Raw genomic sequence first — 14,796 nt, forward strand, 5'->3', positions numbered from 1 at the left:
TAAACAAAACACGGAATGCTTTACTTCGCTCAACAACAAGGAAATAGAATGAAATCCTCTTTTTTAAAAGCGGGCAAACCGCAAATTATTGCGTTTACCGCATTATTACTCGCTTCATTCAGCGCTTCAGCAGAAGAGAAGGTAACTCTGATGCTGGATTGGTTCGTTAACCCAAACCATGGCCCAATTATCCTTGCCAAAGAAAAAGGCTGGTTTGCAGAGCAAGGCCTGGACGTCCAAATTCAAGAGCCTGCGGACCCAAGTGTGCCTGATAAATTAGTTGCCGCGGGTCGTATTGATCTTGCGGTTTCATACCAAAGCACATTGATTTCCAGTATAGCGGCTGATCTTCCACTCGTTCGCTCGGCAACCTTGATTTCAGGCCCTTTAAACTCATTGATTGTGTTAGATAAATCAGGCATCAAGTCACTGGCGGATCTCAAAGGCAAAAATATTGGCGTTGCTATCGGCGGTAATGAAGATGCGACGATTGGTACCATGCTGCGCTCGGAAGGTGTAGATATGGACAGCGTGAAAATTATCAATGTTGGCTGGGCCCTATCCTCTTCACTAGCGTCAGGGAAAGTGGATGCAATTTGGGGTGGCTTGCGTAACTTCGAACTTAACCAGTTGGCTATCGAAGGCTATAACGCAACAGCTTTCTACCCTGAAGAGCATGGTGTACCACCATACGACGAGTTGATTTTTGTCGCCAACAAACATAAGTACGATCCAGAAACGATCACCAAGTTCAACACTGCCATCGAAAAAGCAACGGTTTACCTAATCAACCACCCAGAGCAAGCGTGGACGGAATTTGTTGCCTACTCACCAGATACATTAGATAACGACCTGAACCGACGCGCTTGGGAAGATACATTGACTCGTTTTGCCCTACGCCCTGGCGCTGCAGAGCTGAAACGCTATGACGAGTATGCTGAATTTATGAAACAACATGACATCATAAAAACGCTGCCAAAAGCCAAAAACTACGTGCTGACATTTTAAACATTACATATTTAAGCGTTAAGGACTCATCATGAACCATCAAGATTTGATTAGCTACTGCCAGCAAGACTGGAATGAATATACCGAGCATGACTTCGTAAACCAATTGGCCATGTCATCGTTGAACAAGCATGCATATTTACACTACCTCAAGCAAGATTTTCTATTCCTAAAACACTATGCCCGCGCTTATGCTTTAGCTATTTTTAAATCAACAACCCTTGAAGAAATGCGTGAGCCTTTGCCTAGCCTTACCGCCCTACTAGAAACTGAGATGTCGCACCATGTGGAGTATTGTTCTACATGGGGTTTGACCGAAACGGATATGGAAGCAGAGCCAGAGGATTTCGGTACTGTTAGCTATACACGCTATGTACTGGATACTGGCATGGCGGGCGATCGTACTGACTTATTCGTCGCTCTGGCACCTTGTGCGATCGGTTATGCAGTGATCGGTAAGCGCCTTGCAAGCTGGCAACAAACCATCTTGGACGGTAACCCTTACCGCAGTTGGATTGAACTATACAGCGGTGAAGATTTTCAATCCGGTGTCGATGAAACTGTCCGTCGACTAGACAAAATGCTGGAAGAAATCCCGCTTCACAGCCGACGCGGGCAGCGCTTGTGTGAAATATTTAAAACCGCAACGCGCATGGAAGTGGCCTTTTGGCAGCAAGGCATGAATGCTGTGAAGTAAGTAAAAAAACAGAAGCCCTGTCAAAATTTACAGGGCTTTCTTTTATCCGAGAGGGTGTTCAGAAACACCAGTTAAATCACTGAATGCGAGAATACACTAACCCGCCCCCAACCTACGCGAGTAAATGTTCTTTAAAGCCGATATCGACTAACTGTTGATAGGCTTTCCACACATCTTCAGGGATCTCTTGTTCTACCGAATAGCCGTAACTAGGGTATACTTTGATCCGCTGCAGATCGCCGAGCATGACATTAATCACATCACTGTAGGACAAGGTTTCATTTGGGTATTCATCAAAATCAATATTCGGTGAAGTAACCGCTACCTTTTTGCCCGGCCAGTTCTGCTGAAATGTTGCATAGGCGCGCCTTTCCATAAATGGTTTCTGAACAATAATCAGGCTCTCTGGGTCTAACCCTTTCATCTCAAGCAATGCACGGGTGAACTGAACATTTTCCCCTGTATTCGTCGATTGCGGCTCAAGTAGAATAGCGTGCTGTGGTACACCCATATCCAATGCCACTTCCGCAAAAGCCTCGGCTTCAGAGCCTTTATACATACCTCGTGTTAGCTCACCTTCGCCACCAGAAAAAACCATATATGGTGCATAGCCCTCGAGGAACAATCTCGCCGCATATTCTGCCACTCGAATATCATTACTACAGAGCACAAAGATACAATCACTTGGAGTGAGTGTGTGGTTAAGATGGTGGTAGTTCCACACCTTGGTTGCTAACGCATGCACTTTTGTTGGCATTGCAATACTCCTTATTGCTTGAAGATGCAAAGCTGCCTGAATAACAGGCAGCAACTAGAGCTATGATGACGGGGTTCAATGACTATTGAGTGACAACCACCTCTATCAATCCATTTGGATTAACGTAACCACCACTCCGGAGTAAGAGTGCAGCTCTTATCATCGAGCATTAACCACCCCTGCTCAGCTTCAATAGTCAGTTGAAGGTTCATCGAGCGTTCAACCATAGCTTCTAGTTCAGCAAGTGTTTCATCATTGAAGAAAACAACTGAGATATTACCGTATTGGCTAATTTTCGCCTGATGTTGTTTCCACCACACTGGTGCCGCATTATCACCGTAAGCAACAATAATTACCTTGTCCGCTTTATGTGCTGATTTCTTCAGTCGCTTCTCGTCAGGCAACCCAAGGTCGATCCAAAGCTCGATATCATCAGTCAGGCTTTTCTTCCATAGTGCAGGCTCATCCGCCTCACAGAGCCCTTTCGTAAACTGCAAATCCTCATCAGCATTGAAGCCCCATGCAACTAGACGTAGCATTAGGCGTTGCAGCGTTTCTGATGGATGGCACGCCAGTGTATGCTGTTTATCGATGTACACATGACGGTCAAGATCCGCAACATTGAACTGAGCTTTGTAGATAGTGGCTTTAAGTGCCATAAGAATGTCCTGGGAAAATAAAAAAATAATACAAAAATGATAAGCGCAGTGTAGTTTGAACACAGAGAAGGTTCAATTTCAATTGACTAGCAAACGATAAAAAATAGATTTATACGTAAATACAAGTTAAAAAAAATCAATCAATGTACATTTATACGTTAAGTGATTTGAGATAGTTCATTATTCAACCAAGCTAAACACACTGATAATGCCTGCAACAAGTTGCTCTTTGGTGCGCTTAGGTAGCCGCTTAATGCGATATTCAAGCTGCATAGCTAACCGCTTGTCGCCAACGCGCTCTGACCAAGCAAGCTGTAATGGACCCTTCCCCTTTAAGTATTTGGCCCCTCTTTTAGAAGATAGGTGCTCATTAAACCGCCTTTCAACATCTGTTGTGACACCACAATACAATTGATTTGCTGCCGTCCTAATTAAATAGACCGACCATTTGCCAACTTTATTCGATTCAATATCGATATCATTAGGCTGGTCGCTCTGCTTGCCGGTCATGTTTCTGTTTACCCTTACAAAAAAGCCCAGCTATAGCTGGGCTGATATCATACTTATCGTATTGAACACTTACGACGTTAAAGATTCAAGCAGTGCTTTTAATTCTTGTACTTCTTTTTTAAGCTCTACAACCTCGTCTTCCAAAGCCGTCAGGCGCTCAGATGTTGGTGAAGAAGGTGCTGCCGAGGCTACTGCCTGGCTTTGCTGCTGCAGAGCTTCAATATCTATCTCACCACTGAGCAGGTGCATATAACGAAAATCGCGTTTCCCCGATTCTTTCGGCAATTTAACAACAAATGGTCCTTTGGGATGTTCAGACAGAGTATCGAGTACTGACTCTACTTCCTTCACATCAGAAAAGTTGCAAAGACGGTTGGTGCGCGTACGAAGTTCACCCGGCGACTGAGGACCGCGCAGCAACATTACACAAAGGATCGCTTTTTCTTGCTGGCTGAATTGGAAAGTACTGAACTCAGTATTGCAGAAACGATGCTGGTACTTTGCAACACGGCTGCCCGTTCCAGCGGTAACTTCTTGAATAAATCGCTTAGTTTTTAATGCCTCTATCGTATCTTGCACCGTGGCTTCGTCAAGCGACATAACAGGTTCACGGTTACTCTTTTGATTACAAGCTGTCGTCAGTGCATTCAGTGTTAATGGGTACTGATCAGGTGTGGTCACCTCTTTTTCAAGCATGCAACCTAACACGCGTGCTTCTGTCTGTGAAAAGCAAATATCCATGATCTTCCCTCACCCTTTCTTTTTCATACAATACAAATTCCATTGAGCATAGCCGAAAACATGTACGTATTAGCACAAGGAATTCACTGCTACCCAAGAGAATGTACACTGATCAGGGCCATTCATTTACCAGCAGATTATCATTGCGGATAGTTACAGCAAGCATAGAAAAGGTTATTTGACTGTAAAACAGCCAAATAACGCTTGATAAGCTACAAAATGTTAACTGGATCAAAGAATAAGAGGGAGGAGATTTAGGTAAACTCAGCGGCAACGAAGCGATTTCGACCTTGTTCCTTAGCTTTATAAAGCACACGGTCAACAATTTGGTACATATTTTCCACTGTCTCCAGACCCGTAGGCACCCAAGACACCATACCTTGGCTAACGGTGACGATTTCAGCCGTGGTTGATTTGGAATGGGGAATTTCAAGTTTCTGTATACACTCTTTAAGTCGCTCACACTCACGTACCGCACGCGTTTTGTCACAATTACTCAGAGCGATCACGAATTCTTCACCGCCGTAGCGAGCCGCAAGTTCACCGGCTCGACTAAACTTCTTCTTTAGCTCAGATGAAACCGCTTGCAAGCATCGGTCGCCTTCAATGTGCCCATAATGATCATTAAACAACTTGAAGTGATCGACATCCAGCATGATGAGAGTAAAGGGGAAGTTATTACGGCCATGCCAAGAGATAAACTCTGCGAGTTTTGTGTCAAGGTAACGACGGTTTGCCAATTTTGTCAGCCCGTCTTCATTTACCTGTTGTGAGAGTCTTTCATTAGCTTGCTCTAGGCTTTTTGTTGTATCTTTTAGTTGATGACGCATATGAGCAATTCGCTGCATCGCTTTTAATTTTGCCGCCAGTACAATCTTGTTTACCGGTTTTACAATGTAGTCATCACCGCCCATATCAATGGCTTTGGCAATCATCTCTGGTTCATCGTGGCCGCTCAGGAAGATAATCGGAACCCATTCGGGGTGTTTGATTCTAATTTGCTCCGCCACCTCAGTGCCACTCATATCCGGCATGCTAACATCGAGCAACAGTAAATCAGGATCAAACAGCGGATATTTCTCAATGGCCTCATGACCTGAAGCTACGGCTTCAACAACATGCCCCAGTCGCTGTAACCGCATAGCCAGTTGCATTCTTTCAAGATGCACATCATCAACCAGTAATATCCGCATCGCTTCCATTTAAGCATCCTATTGATATATTGACTATTCCTTAGACTATTTATAGCACAGAATAACGCGGCTTTTTGCTATCTTCGATAACTTTGTACAACTTCCTAGTCAATCGATGATGTTCTTCGTTGCAAACAAGAGCATATGACCTTTTAATTCTCTGCTAGATTTTACTAATCTAGCAGCTCCAAAAGGTCTAAACGTGAGCAATTTAACGTGACTGCCACGGTTATTACGCTATCTTGTATCCTGTCGCTTATATCTGTTGACTTTTACATAGAGGGCTTTAGGATTCCCTCCCTTAAACAATTCATGCTTTAGGAATTAGCTATGTCTGACATCGAGAAAACAGAAGATCAAACCATTGAAGAAGTGAAATTCACTCTCGACGATTGTTCACCAGAACTACGTCAAGTTGTTGAGTTTGAAGAAGTACCAGAAGAGCTTCTTGACATGCTAATTAACGTTTACAAAGCATCTGAGCCTACTTCTCGTGAAGCTTGGGATCAGCTACCTGCAAGTGCGCAAAATGTATTGGATAACTTCGAGCAATTCCACGCGTTGGTAGCTCTAAGCCAGAGCTACTCTGGCGTAGACTTCCTAGGTGAAATGCAAGAAACAGAAAAGCCTTCTGATATGACTGAAGAAGAGTACACTGACTACAAAGCAGTGACGCTTGACCGAGTTCTTCACAACTGCGTGAAAGATATGGGTAAGCAATTGAAAAAAGCCCGTCGAAACCCGCCAATGAAGCGTGAGTTTCTGGAAATTTTCAAGAAATAAGCATTTTACAATTAATATTGTTTAATACTCGGGAGGGCCTTCGTGCCCTCCCTGTTTTTTCGCATACCATTTAATTTTTTTCATGATAAAATAAGTACCTTAAATGAATCAGGCGTCGCCCCCTAATAACCTTAAACGCCAATCAATCACTACAATATCCAATATGAGATGGTTCTGAGGTATCAATGCCTGGTCAAAAGCAGTTCAAATTTACCAATGGGCTTAATTTCATTCCTGTTCTAGGAGTAATTAAGTCAGATAATACCAGCCAAAAACTCAACCTCTCTGAACAATACATCCTGCTCTATCTTATTGAGCATGCGAGCCATCCTGTGACGAAAGACGATTTGCTCAAGGCAGGTTGGCCTGATCGTGTCGTCTCTGAAGCATCCCTATTTCAAGCGATCCGTAGCTTACGGGTAAAACTACAGGAAAAGACTAAAGGCGAGATAATCGAGACCCTCCCTCGTGTTGGCTATCAGATCACCCAAGTCAGTACCGAAAAATACTCAGACTTATCGACCTCTGCAGTTATAAAGAAGACAGCACCTTTCTTGCCTTATTTTTCAATCGTTTTACTAACCGCTGTTTTACTACTGGTGGGGGGTTACCTATGGTTGACAGGATACAAGTACCCGGAGAAAAACCAGTATGTCATCCGAAATGCCATGCTGCAAAATAGCACCGTAACACTAATATCAACCAGTGAAGAAGGTGTTGTCGAGCTTCAAGCGAAACTTGATGAACTTCATCGACGTTATGTCCAACTAGAGAACGTACCGGATTTAACAAATATAAAGCTTTACGCCTATAAAGGACCTGACTCCTATTCTCTTGCATGGTGTCGCATCGACGAAAACAAGCAGTGTTTGCCACAAACTGATTTTTCGTACCAGATCAGCACAGAAGGTTGGACAAAGTTCACCAGTGAAGTGTTAATGGAATTTCCTCTTTCACGCCCCTATCCAATAATCCAAACAGATCTGGCCCGTGAGCCTACATCGCAAGTCTACATGAACTTTATTGACAACTCCGGTATCGACTCCCAAGTTGTGTACCACTACATCACCAGAGATGAACAAAATAAGTTTAATTTTTCCTACTTGAACTTTATCTCGGAAGAGAAGACCGGCTATCACCATGCGTTGTCTATCAGCTCTGCTACATTAACCGTGGTTGAAAATGAATCACCGTTTATCTCTACAATAGAGCTAAAACCGATGATGTACCATTGGGCGTACCAAGCAAATGAGTTCATTACTGAAGAGCTATCGACCGCGCTAGCATTAGAGACTAAGCTCAGAGATCAATTCCTCAGTAAAAGCGTCAGCTATAGTTATTTGCTTTATCAGCAACCTTATATTGATTTGGTTTTAAATGATCAGGTGGGCATATTTTGGGTCCATAACAGTGATAAAGATGCCAAAATTTTCAACTACAAACGACAAGCGGTGAAATAACAGGGTCACCGCTCAGACTGGTCGATTAATAGCTTGCTTCACCTTGAAGTTACTTGGTTTCGATAACGGTGATGACTAACAAGCTAGCATAGCTTTTCCACGTTATGTCCGTATTTTGATAGACTTAACTTAAACATTAGCTATGAACGCACTGCAATTTGCCTGCGTAAATAAAAAGAAAAAATAAAAATGATATTACAAAACAGACACTTTAAGCGTATAGGGATTGTTGCGCTGCTACTTGTCCTCTCCGGTTGTGCCGCCTATGCTGGCCTTAACTTAGATCAGTTGTTTGGAAAACCACAGCCTCAGGAAAGAATAGCAACAGCATCATCGTCCATTGCAAACCACTATATCGATACCGTCAAACCAATTATCGAGAACCGCTGTGTTGTTTGCCATGCTTGTTATGACGCACCCTGCCAGTTAAAAATGTCATCTGCAGAAGGCATCGATCGTGGCGCTAACAAAGAAAAAGTCTATCAGGGTACTCGGCTACTCGCGGCCAATACCACACGTATGTTTATTGATGCTCAATCAACCAGCGAATGGCGAGACAAGGGCTTCAATCCCGTCCTGAATGAACGAGTCCAAACTGAAGAAGCCAATACCCAGGCAGGGGTCATGGCCCGAATGCTACAGCTTAAGCAAGCACACCCTCTTCCTGGACAAGAAGTGCTTAACCCTGATGACTGGGACTTTTCACTAGATCGCGATCAGCAGTGTCCTACCATCGAGGAGATGACCCGTTTTGAGCAAAACTATCCTAAGTGGGGTATGCCATATGGTCTACCGCAAATAAGCGATAAAGAAAACCAAGTGCTAATGGACTGGCTTGCCAATGGTGCCTTAATGGCAACCGCACCACCGCCAAGTGCTAATACTTTAGAGAAAGTTGCTGACTGGGAAGCCTTCCTTAATGGAAGTAGCCTGAAGCAGCAGCTTGCTAGTCGCTATATCTATGAACATTTGTTTGTTTCCCACTTGTACTTTTCTGATGAGCAGCAACCTACCTTTTTCAATCTGGTTCGCTCCCGTACCGCACCAGGTAAGCCGATTGACCTCATAGCCACTCGACGTCCTTATGATGACCCAGGTGTCGAACGTGTGTTCTATCGCTTCCAGCCTGTTCGTGAAACTATCGTAGATAAAACCCACATGCCTTACGCACTTAACAGTGCCAAGCTCACTCGGTTCAATACACTGTTTATCGAGCCGAAATATGAAGTAACATATCTACCAAGCTATCACCCTGATGTTGCTGCCAACCCTCTAATTTCATTCAAGCAGATACCGGTTGATAGCCGCTACCGCTTTATGATCGACAATGCCCAAAATACCATCATGGGCTTTATAAAGGGGCCTGTATGCCGTGGGCAGCTTGCACTCAATGTCATCAACGATCACTTCTGGGTGTTCTTTGTCGACCCGGCCATGGCCAATACCCCCTCTGTCGATGAGTTCTATGAATCACAGGCAGAAAACCTAAGGTTACCGGCGGAAAATGAAAGCAACACCCTACCTGTCGCTAATTGGATTTCTTATTCCAAACAGCAGGGCCGCTTCCTTAAAGCGAAGAACGCGTTTCTTAACGACGCATTCGCAAATGGCGAGCACCTAACCACTGAATTAATTTGGGACGGTGACAACTATAACGATAATGCCAGTCTCACCGTATTCCGCCATTTTGATAGTGCGACGGTCACCAAAGGACTAGTCGGTAGTCAACCAAAGACCGCTTGGGTAATTGATTATTCACTACTAGAGCGAATCCACTATCTATTAGTTGCCGGTTTTGATGTATACGGTAATTTCGGCCACCAGCTTGTCACACGTATGTATATGGACTTTTTGCGCATGGAGGGTGAGTCAAACTTCCTTTCACTACTTCCCGCTGAAGCCCGCCATCAAGAATTGGCCTATTGGTATCAAGGAGCAAATAAACACCTGAGTGATTATTTGCAGGGAGATATCAACGAGTTTGATCAGCCAACCGGTATTGATTACCAAACGACACATCCCAAAAATGAGCTTTTTGGCATGCTGCAAAAGAAGCTAAACGTCGTTTTACCCGACCGCTATGATTTCACTCAATCAAGGTTTACTCGAAATGGCTCACTGGCTCTCTATAAATTGAACCGTATAAGCGGCAAACAAGCTAACTTATTACCCGAGATTACTTTTATCATGGTCGAACCGACTCAACCTGATCAACAGGCAGAGCTTTTTACTCTGATCCGAAATAGTGCACACAAAAATATCTCCAGCCTATTTAATGAGGAATCTAACCGACTCTATGCGCAAGATACAGTCACTTTGGTCCGTGGCCTACTAGGAAGCTACCCAAGAGCCTTCTGGCATGTAAAAGAAGCTGACTTAACATCCGCAGCGAATCAAATAAGTACAATACAAACGGAAGAAGACTACCGCGCCTTCCTAGATAAGTACGGCGTTCGCAGGACCAACCCGGACTTCTGGTCGTTCAGTGACAAATTGAATGAGATAAACCAGCTAATGTTTCCGATTGAAGCAGGATTGCTTGACTATAACCGGATAGAGAACCGCTAATCGATAACCAAACCTTAATCGCATTAACCATTAGGCCCCTGTAGGGGCCTTTTAATTTGGCAGAATAGCGAATGAATTGTAAATGAATGAAAAGAAAGGACAAACAATGTAGCAAGTATGTTTAAACAGGGTAAAATAGGCATCTCCAAGTCACTACAGGAAGGAACCCGCCATGACCCAACCCCATCAGCATCCCGTATGGGATAGTTTTATCCGCGGCTACCATTGGTTACAAGCGATGACTATCGGTGGTTTATGGTATACCGGTACCGAGGGACTGATGGACTGGCACTTTAGCCTGGCGTATTTCTTACTGGCTCTATTAGCCACTCGGCTGATTTGGGGAGTTATTGGCAGTGAAACAGCGCAGTTCCGCCACTTCATCCGCTCTCCAAAAATAGCGATTCAATATTTATTCGCTACAATCCGTGGCAATGCCAACGATGACAGTACCTCATCGCCTGGCCATAACCCAGCAGGTGCTTATATGGTTATTGCCTTCATGCTTCTGCTTATTACTCAGCTTTCTACCGGCTTATTTGCCAGCGATGATATTATTTCAGAAGGGCCTTTTGCCTATCTCGTCAGCGGTGAAACCAGCAGTTTCCTCACTGAAATCCATGCCATCAACTTCAATATTATCCTCGGCGCGATTTGTATACATTTAGCGGCGATCACGCTCTACTTTTTGCGAAAAGACAATCTCATTACACCCATGCTGACCGGAAAGAAAGAGGTGGCCGGTGATACTCTTCCTAAAGTGGTCAATGGTATTTTAGCTTGGGCGATATTTATTATTATCGGCACTGTCATATATTTCACCCTCGCCCAAGACGTCGTGGCATATTTGTTCTCATAAAAAATGCCAGACTAATGTCTGGCATTTTCAACGAAATTTTACCTTGTGGGCAATCTTAAACACTAGCGATATTTATAATCACTATGGCAAGACTTACAGTTCTTAGCCGCCTCTCCAAATGCACGCTTGGTGGCACGCTCATCACCCTCTAGCGATACTTTCGCCAAGTTAGCCATGTCACCTTGAAACTTATCTAACTTAGCACTGAAACCATCCCAATCGGACCAAATTTCAGGCTTTGCTTTCGTCTCGCCTTTATCTGTACCATCTACCTTGAAGGCTTCTTCTGGCATATAGGTCAGCTGTGAAATAAATTGAGCACGCTGGCTGAACGTTTGCTGATCCCAATCTTTACGGCCTTTTACCATTTCGGCCAAATCGCCAAAATTAGTCGCGATCATCGTAAATGCGGCTTGGCGATATTCGATTGCATCTTGAGGCTTCTCAAACGGAGACGCAGAAACACTGGCTGCAAACATGATACACCCAGCAATCAATACTTTCTTCATGACTTTCTTTCCCTTTGTTATTATTCCATTCATTGCAACTCTAAGCCCTTTCATCATGAGAAGAGAGTGCTTAGTGTCATATGGAAATGATACAGTGGGATACAGTCATGTAAATGATTGTGAGCTAAAGATTACAAAGATTTACAAACAAAGTGTTTGCCCCTTCGGCCCCTAGTTTCATCTATCGCAAATACAAACCATGGTGTTTACGGTAACAAACTCCTGCAAGGTATTCATCGCCATCTTTAATGAACGAGCGATGACTTTCGCATCACCTAACAACACACGAACAAGCACTCATACCTGACAAATGTTATGATGAGTTAAAACATAACAAAGAGCAAAGTCATGCTAGGAACACTCAGCAAAATGAAATCTCAGCTCGGTGACGTAGTTGAATATCAACTTCCCGTTGGCGATGAACTACTCCCCCTAAACCCGCTGATTGGTAAGCACCTCAAGCTTACGCACACGGGTAATATCTATTGTGATGCCTGTGGTAAGAAAACAAAGAAAAGCTATTCACAAGGTCACTGCTTTCCATGTATGAAGAAGCTCGCACGTTGTGACATGTGTATCATGAAGCCGGAAACCTGCCACTATGCAAAAGGCACCTGCCGTGAGCCAGAATGGGGCGAATCCAACTGCATGGTTCCTCATTATGTATACCTGTCCAATACATCAGGACTAAAGGTGGGCATTACACGTCATACCCAATTACCAACCCGTTGGATTGACCAAGGTGCGACACAGGCGTTGCCGATTCTGAAAGTAAAAACACGCCAAATTTCAGGATTAGCAGAAATCGCTCTGGCTGAATTAGTTGCAGATAAAACAAATTGGCGTGCCATGTTAAAAGGCGATAACGCCGATATGGCACTTCAAGATGAAGCTCAGCGCCTACTGCCTGAGATAGAGCAACGTATTAACGAATTGCTTGAATTATACGGGGAAGACGCGGTCGAGAAACTGGATGAAGAAATTGTTTCTATCCAATACCCAGTCAATGAATACCCGAAAAAAATCGCTTCGCACAACTTTGACAAAGAGCCTGTGGTGGAAGGCACCCTGATGGGGATCAAAGGCCAGTACCTGATTTTTGACACCGGTGTGATAAATATTCGAAAGTTCACCAGCTATGAAGTCTCAGTCGATACGCCTGAGAGCTAACAGCCAAAACAATCAAACAATAAGCGGACAATAAAAAACGGCTGTGTATCATCTTCATGTAGAGACAACAACTACATGTAGTGACGACAGCCGTTTTTTACATATGGCTAAACACTACTTTACTTTGGGCTGAACAAACTTCCTGCTGCTATCTACAACAGCAACATCCCGAATAAAATTCACACCCAACACAATGCCTTTTCCTGCGCTAAGCGCAAATTCAGTCAACTCATTGAGCTCGCCGAGTTTAGCCCTAAGCTTAACAACCGCTTGTGGGTTTTCGCTTTTCTTCGACTTGAGCCAACGCTCAACCGGTAGCTCAACGTCTTTGCCACCAGCCTTGAATTTCACCCAGTCTTTACCATCACGTTCAAATGCCTGTAAATTGCTGACGCCAATAGATGAAAGCGTCTTACCATCATCGACCTTAGCCCGAATATGCTGCTGAGCTTGTGAAATCCACAACCACTCTTCATTACCTAAAATCAGCTTGCCATCGTCGGTTTTGGTCACGACGGGTTGTGGCTTGGGTTCTGGCTTCACTTCTGGCTCAGGTAGCGGTTTAACCTCTGGCTCTGGAATTGGATCGGGGGTGACTGGTGTCCCCGTATCAACAACCGGTGGTGTTACAGGTTGCTCAACATTCCCTCCCCCGATCTCCGGTTCAGGTGTTGGCTCCGTCTGCTGCCCGGATTGCTGTGCACAGCCTGCCAACATCAACAGCGCAATATAGATAGCCGATATTCTCATTCAATTCATCCCTACAACATCAAGATATGCATTACGACCAAATACGTATTATTAATATATACCCAAACAGCATCAAAATACTTGGCTATATCATAGTATGCCTAATCAATGGCACCTTAAAAATAGATTCTGCGGCTACGTAAGATCACATTATATAACAGAGCCATACTCAGCACTTACAATCTTATCGAACTGAGAAAGCTTATTCTGAGTCCAAGCTTCATCGTACCACCCCATATTTCTACTGTGCTTTGCATCATCCCACAAACTAAAATACCAACGGCGTAATTCAAACCCCGGCTGTAATGGCACATCTTGCTGATAGCGCTCGGCAAGCTGTATCTCTGGTCTCACATCAAACAGATGGAAGATGTCCATTTCACGGTGTTTAAAACCAACGTCACATGGGTCAAGTATCGCAGTAACTTCAAATGATTTGGGATCAACCAGAATATTGCCGACATGGCAATCGTCATGGGTCAACGAAGATTCCGGCGAGGCCCCGGACAAAATATGCTCTTTCCTCTCCCAAAGAGAACGGTATGCTTGCTTTTGAACAACAGTGAAGGGAGAGCCGTCACTAACAACATAGCGGTAAACTGGCTCCATCCAGAACGTAAAAGCCTGATTTAAACTGGTGTCAAACCGCTCGCTTTCTAGCTCGAAACCTCTGGGATCAGAGATGCTATGCAAAGTGTATAATAACTCTAGGTAGCTTTCTGAAAAACGTTTGATTGCATGCTTTTCATTAGGAATTTGATGCGCCGAAATCCCTTGCAGCCACTCCAGCATAATAAAATCGTAGCCTTCTTCCCGGCCAAAAAACAGTACCTCAGGGACAGGACATGGTAATGCTTGACGCAAACGATCTAGCCCCTTAACTTCTTTTGCTAACCGCCCTATTTCGCGGGAAAACTTAACAACGACCTTGGCATTGTCTGATGCCAAGAAAACAACCCAACCATAAAATGTTTCATGGATTTCACTGACTTGTGGAGCCTTTCGAAACATTGTTTTATAGCTAAACTCTGCAATCCTTTTTAGCTGCAATCTACTCAATCTGGCTTCCTTTCTCACTCATTAACTTTATCGGTTAAAGCAATGTTTTTATATAGATAATATTAGCTTCACC

The 14,796-nt window shown here is 44.0% G+C and carries 15 protein-coding genes; 7 read left to right on the forward strand and 8 right to left on the reverse strand.

The window, feature by feature from the left end:
- Positions 1-48: 48 nt before the first annotated feature.
- Both L4D79_RS04545 and tenA read left to right on the forward strand, forming a co-directional pair.
- A complete protein-coding gene (locus L4D79_RS04545; RefSeq protein ID WP_428647951.1) occupies positions 49-1,008 on the forward strand; it encodes an ABC transporter substrate-binding protein in 960 nt (319 codons plus the stop codon).
- Positions 1,009-1,039: 31 nt separating this feature from the next.
- Positions 1,040-1,705 (forward strand): thiaminase II, encoded by a 666-nt coding sequence (gene tenA, locus L4D79_RS04550; RefSeq protein WP_428647953.1) that lies wholly within the window; start codon positions 1,040-1,042, stop codon positions 1,703-1,705.
- Between the two features lie 112 nt (positions 1,706-1,817).
- On the opposite strand, the gene L4D79_RS04555 is transcribed toward tenA, so the two are convergent.
- The 5 genes from L4D79_RS04555 to L4D79_RS04575 form a co-directional block, all read right to left on the reverse strand.
- Positions 1,818-2,462: a YdcF family protein gene (locus L4D79_RS04555; RefSeq protein WP_428647956.1), complete on the reverse strand. Its 645-nt coding sequence runs from the start codon at positions 2,460-2,462 to the stop codon at positions 1,818-1,820.
- A gap of 119 nt (positions 2,463-2,581) precedes the next feature.
- Positions 2,582-3,121 carry a YaeQ family protein gene (locus tag L4D79_RS04560; RefSeq protein ID WP_428647958.1) on the reverse strand — a complete coding sequence of 180 codons (540 nt, stop codon included), beginning with the start codon at positions 3,119-3,121 and terminating at the stop codon, positions 2,582-2,584.
- 180 nt (positions 3,122-3,301) lie between these two features.
- A complete protein-coding gene (locus L4D79_RS04565) occupies positions 3,302-3,631 on the reverse strand; it encodes a GIY-YIG nuclease family protein (RefSeq protein ID WP_428647961.1) in 330 nt (109 codons plus the stop codon).
- A 69-nt stretch (positions 3,632-3,700) separates the two neighbouring features.
- Positions 3,701-4,372 (reverse strand): YceH family protein, encoded by a 672-nt coding sequence (locus L4D79_RS04570; protein ID WP_428647963.1) that lies wholly within the window; start codon positions 4,370-4,372, stop codon positions 3,701-3,703.
- Between the two features lie 254 nt (positions 4,373-4,626).
- Entirely contained in the window at positions 4,627-5,574 is a 948-nt protein-coding gene (locus L4D79_RS04575; RefSeq protein ID WP_428647966.1) for a GGDEF domain-containing response regulator, read from the reverse strand.
- Between the two features lie 321 nt (positions 5,575-5,895).
- Between L4D79_RS04575 and L4D79_RS04580 the strand changes: the two genes are divergently transcribed.
- From L4D79_RS04580 to L4D79_RS04595, 4 genes are all read left to right on the forward strand, one after another.
- Positions 5,896-6,348, forward strand: a complete 453-nt coding sequence (locus L4D79_RS04580) for a DUF3069 domain-containing protein (protein WP_428647969.1) — start codon at positions 5,896-5,898, stop codon at positions 6,346-6,348.
- A 185-nt stretch (positions 6,349-6,533) separates the two neighbouring features.
- Positions 6,534-7,808: a winged helix-turn-helix domain-containing protein gene (locus L4D79_RS04585; protein ID WP_428647971.1), complete on the forward strand. Its 1,275-nt coding sequence runs from the start codon at positions 6,534-6,536 to the stop codon at positions 7,806-7,808.
- 189 nt (positions 7,809-7,997) lie between these two features.
- Positions 7,998-10,376 carry a fatty acid cis/trans isomerase gene (locus L4D79_RS04590; RefSeq protein WP_428647973.1) on the forward strand — a complete coding sequence of 793 codons (2,379 nt, stop codon included), beginning with the start codon at positions 7,998-8,000 and terminating at the stop codon, positions 10,374-10,376.
- 172 nt (positions 10,377-10,548) lie between these two features.
- On the forward strand, positions 10,549-11,235 hold the full coding sequence (locus tag L4D79_RS04595) for a cytochrome b/b6 domain-containing protein (protein ID WP_428647976.1): 687 nt from the start codon (positions 10,549-10,551) through the stop codon (positions 11,233-11,235).
- A 62-nt stretch (positions 11,236-11,297) separates the two neighbouring features.
- On the opposite strand, the gene L4D79_RS04600 is transcribed toward L4D79_RS04595, so the two are convergent.
- Positions 11,298-11,744, reverse strand: a complete 447-nt coding sequence (locus L4D79_RS04600; protein ID WP_428647978.1) for a c-type cytochrome — start codon at positions 11,742-11,744, stop codon at positions 11,298-11,300.
- 348 nt (positions 11,745-12,092) lie between these two features.
- On the opposite strand from L4D79_RS04600, the gene L4D79_RS04605 reads away from it, so the two are divergent.
- Positions 12,093-12,914: a DUF2797 domain-containing protein gene (locus L4D79_RS04605; RefSeq protein ID WP_428647981.1), complete on the forward strand. Its 822-nt coding sequence runs from the start codon at positions 12,093-12,095 to the stop codon at positions 12,912-12,914.
- Positions 12,915-13,028: 114 nt separating this feature from the next.
- On the opposite strand, the gene L4D79_RS04610 is transcribed toward L4D79_RS04605, so the two are convergent.
- Both L4D79_RS04610 and L4D79_RS04615 read right to left on the reverse strand, forming a co-directional pair.
- Complete coding sequence (locus L4D79_RS04610; RefSeq protein WP_428647983.1) at positions 13,029-13,664, reverse strand: putative ATP-dependent zinc protease; 636 nt, start codon at positions 13,662-13,664, stop codon at positions 13,029-13,031.
- 150 nt (positions 13,665-13,814) lie between these two features.
- On the reverse strand, positions 13,815-14,741 hold the full coding sequence (locus L4D79_RS04615; protein WP_428647986.1) for a phosphotransferase: 927 nt from the start codon (positions 14,739-14,741) through the stop codon (positions 13,815-13,817).
- Positions 14,742-14,796 lie beyond the last annotated feature (55 nt).

Source organism: Photobacterium satsumensis, from assembly GCF_050336935.1.
In the GTDB taxonomy this organism is placed as follows: domain Bacteria; phylum Pseudomonadota; class Gammaproteobacteria; order Enterobacterales; family Vibrionaceae; genus Photobacterium; species Photobacterium satsumensis.

Bases quoted from the DNA above. Each gene is read 5' to 3' on its own strand.
- L4D79_RS04605 (WP_428647981.1), top strand. From the start codon at position 12,093: ATGCTAGGAACACTCAGCAAAATGAAATCTCAGCTCGGTGACGTAGTT.
- L4D79_RS04600 (WP_428647978.1), bottom strand. From the start codon at position 11,744: ATGAAGAAAGTATTGATTGCTGGGTGTATCATGTTTGCAGCCAGTGTT.
- L4D79_RS04580 (WP_428647969.1), top strand. From the start codon at position 5,896: ATGTCTGACATCGAGAAAACAGAAGATCAAACCATTGAAGAAGTGAAA.
- L4D79_RS04565 (WP_428647961.1), bottom strand. From the start codon at position 3,631: ATGACCGGCAAGCAGAGCGACCAGCCTAATGATATCGATATTGAATCG.
- L4D79_RS04560 (WP_428647958.1), bottom strand. From the start codon at position 3,121: ATGGCACTTAAAGCCACTATCTACAAAGCTCAGTTCAATGTTGCGGAT.
- L4D79_RS04570 (WP_428647963.1), bottom strand. From the start codon at position 4,372: ATGGATATTTGCTTTTCACAGACAGAAGCACGCGTGTTAGGTTGCATG.
- L4D79_RS04610 (WP_428647983.1), bottom strand. From the start codon at position 13,664: ATGAGAATATCGGCTATCTATATTGCGCTGTTGATGTTGGCAGGCTGT.
- L4D79_RS04545 (WP_428647951.1), top strand. From the start codon at position 49: ATGAAATCCTCTTTTTTAAAAGCGGGCAAACCGCAAATTATTGCGTTT.
- L4D79_RS04585 (WP_428647971.1), top strand. From the start codon at position 6,534: ATGCCTGGTCAAAAGCAGTTCAAATTTACCAATGGGCTTAATTTCATT.
- L4D79_RS04590 (WP_428647973.1), top strand. From the start codon at position 7,998: ATGATATTACAAAACAGACACTTTAAGCGTATAGGGATTGTTGCGCTG.
- tenA (WP_428647953.1), top strand. From the start codon at position 1,040: ATGAACCATCAAGATTTGATTAGCTACTGCCAGCAAGACTGGAATGAA.
- L4D79_RS04555 (WP_428647956.1), bottom strand. From the start codon at position 2,462: ATGCCAACAAAAGTGCATGCGTTAGCAACCAAGGTGTGGAACTACCAC.
- L4D79_RS04595 (WP_428647976.1), top strand. From the start codon at position 10,549: ATGACCCAACCCCATCAGCATCCCGTATGGGATAGTTTTATCCGCGGC.
- L4D79_RS04575 (WP_428647966.1), bottom strand. From the start codon at position 5,574: ATGGAAGCGATGCGGATATTACTGGTTGATGATGTGCATCTTGAAAGA.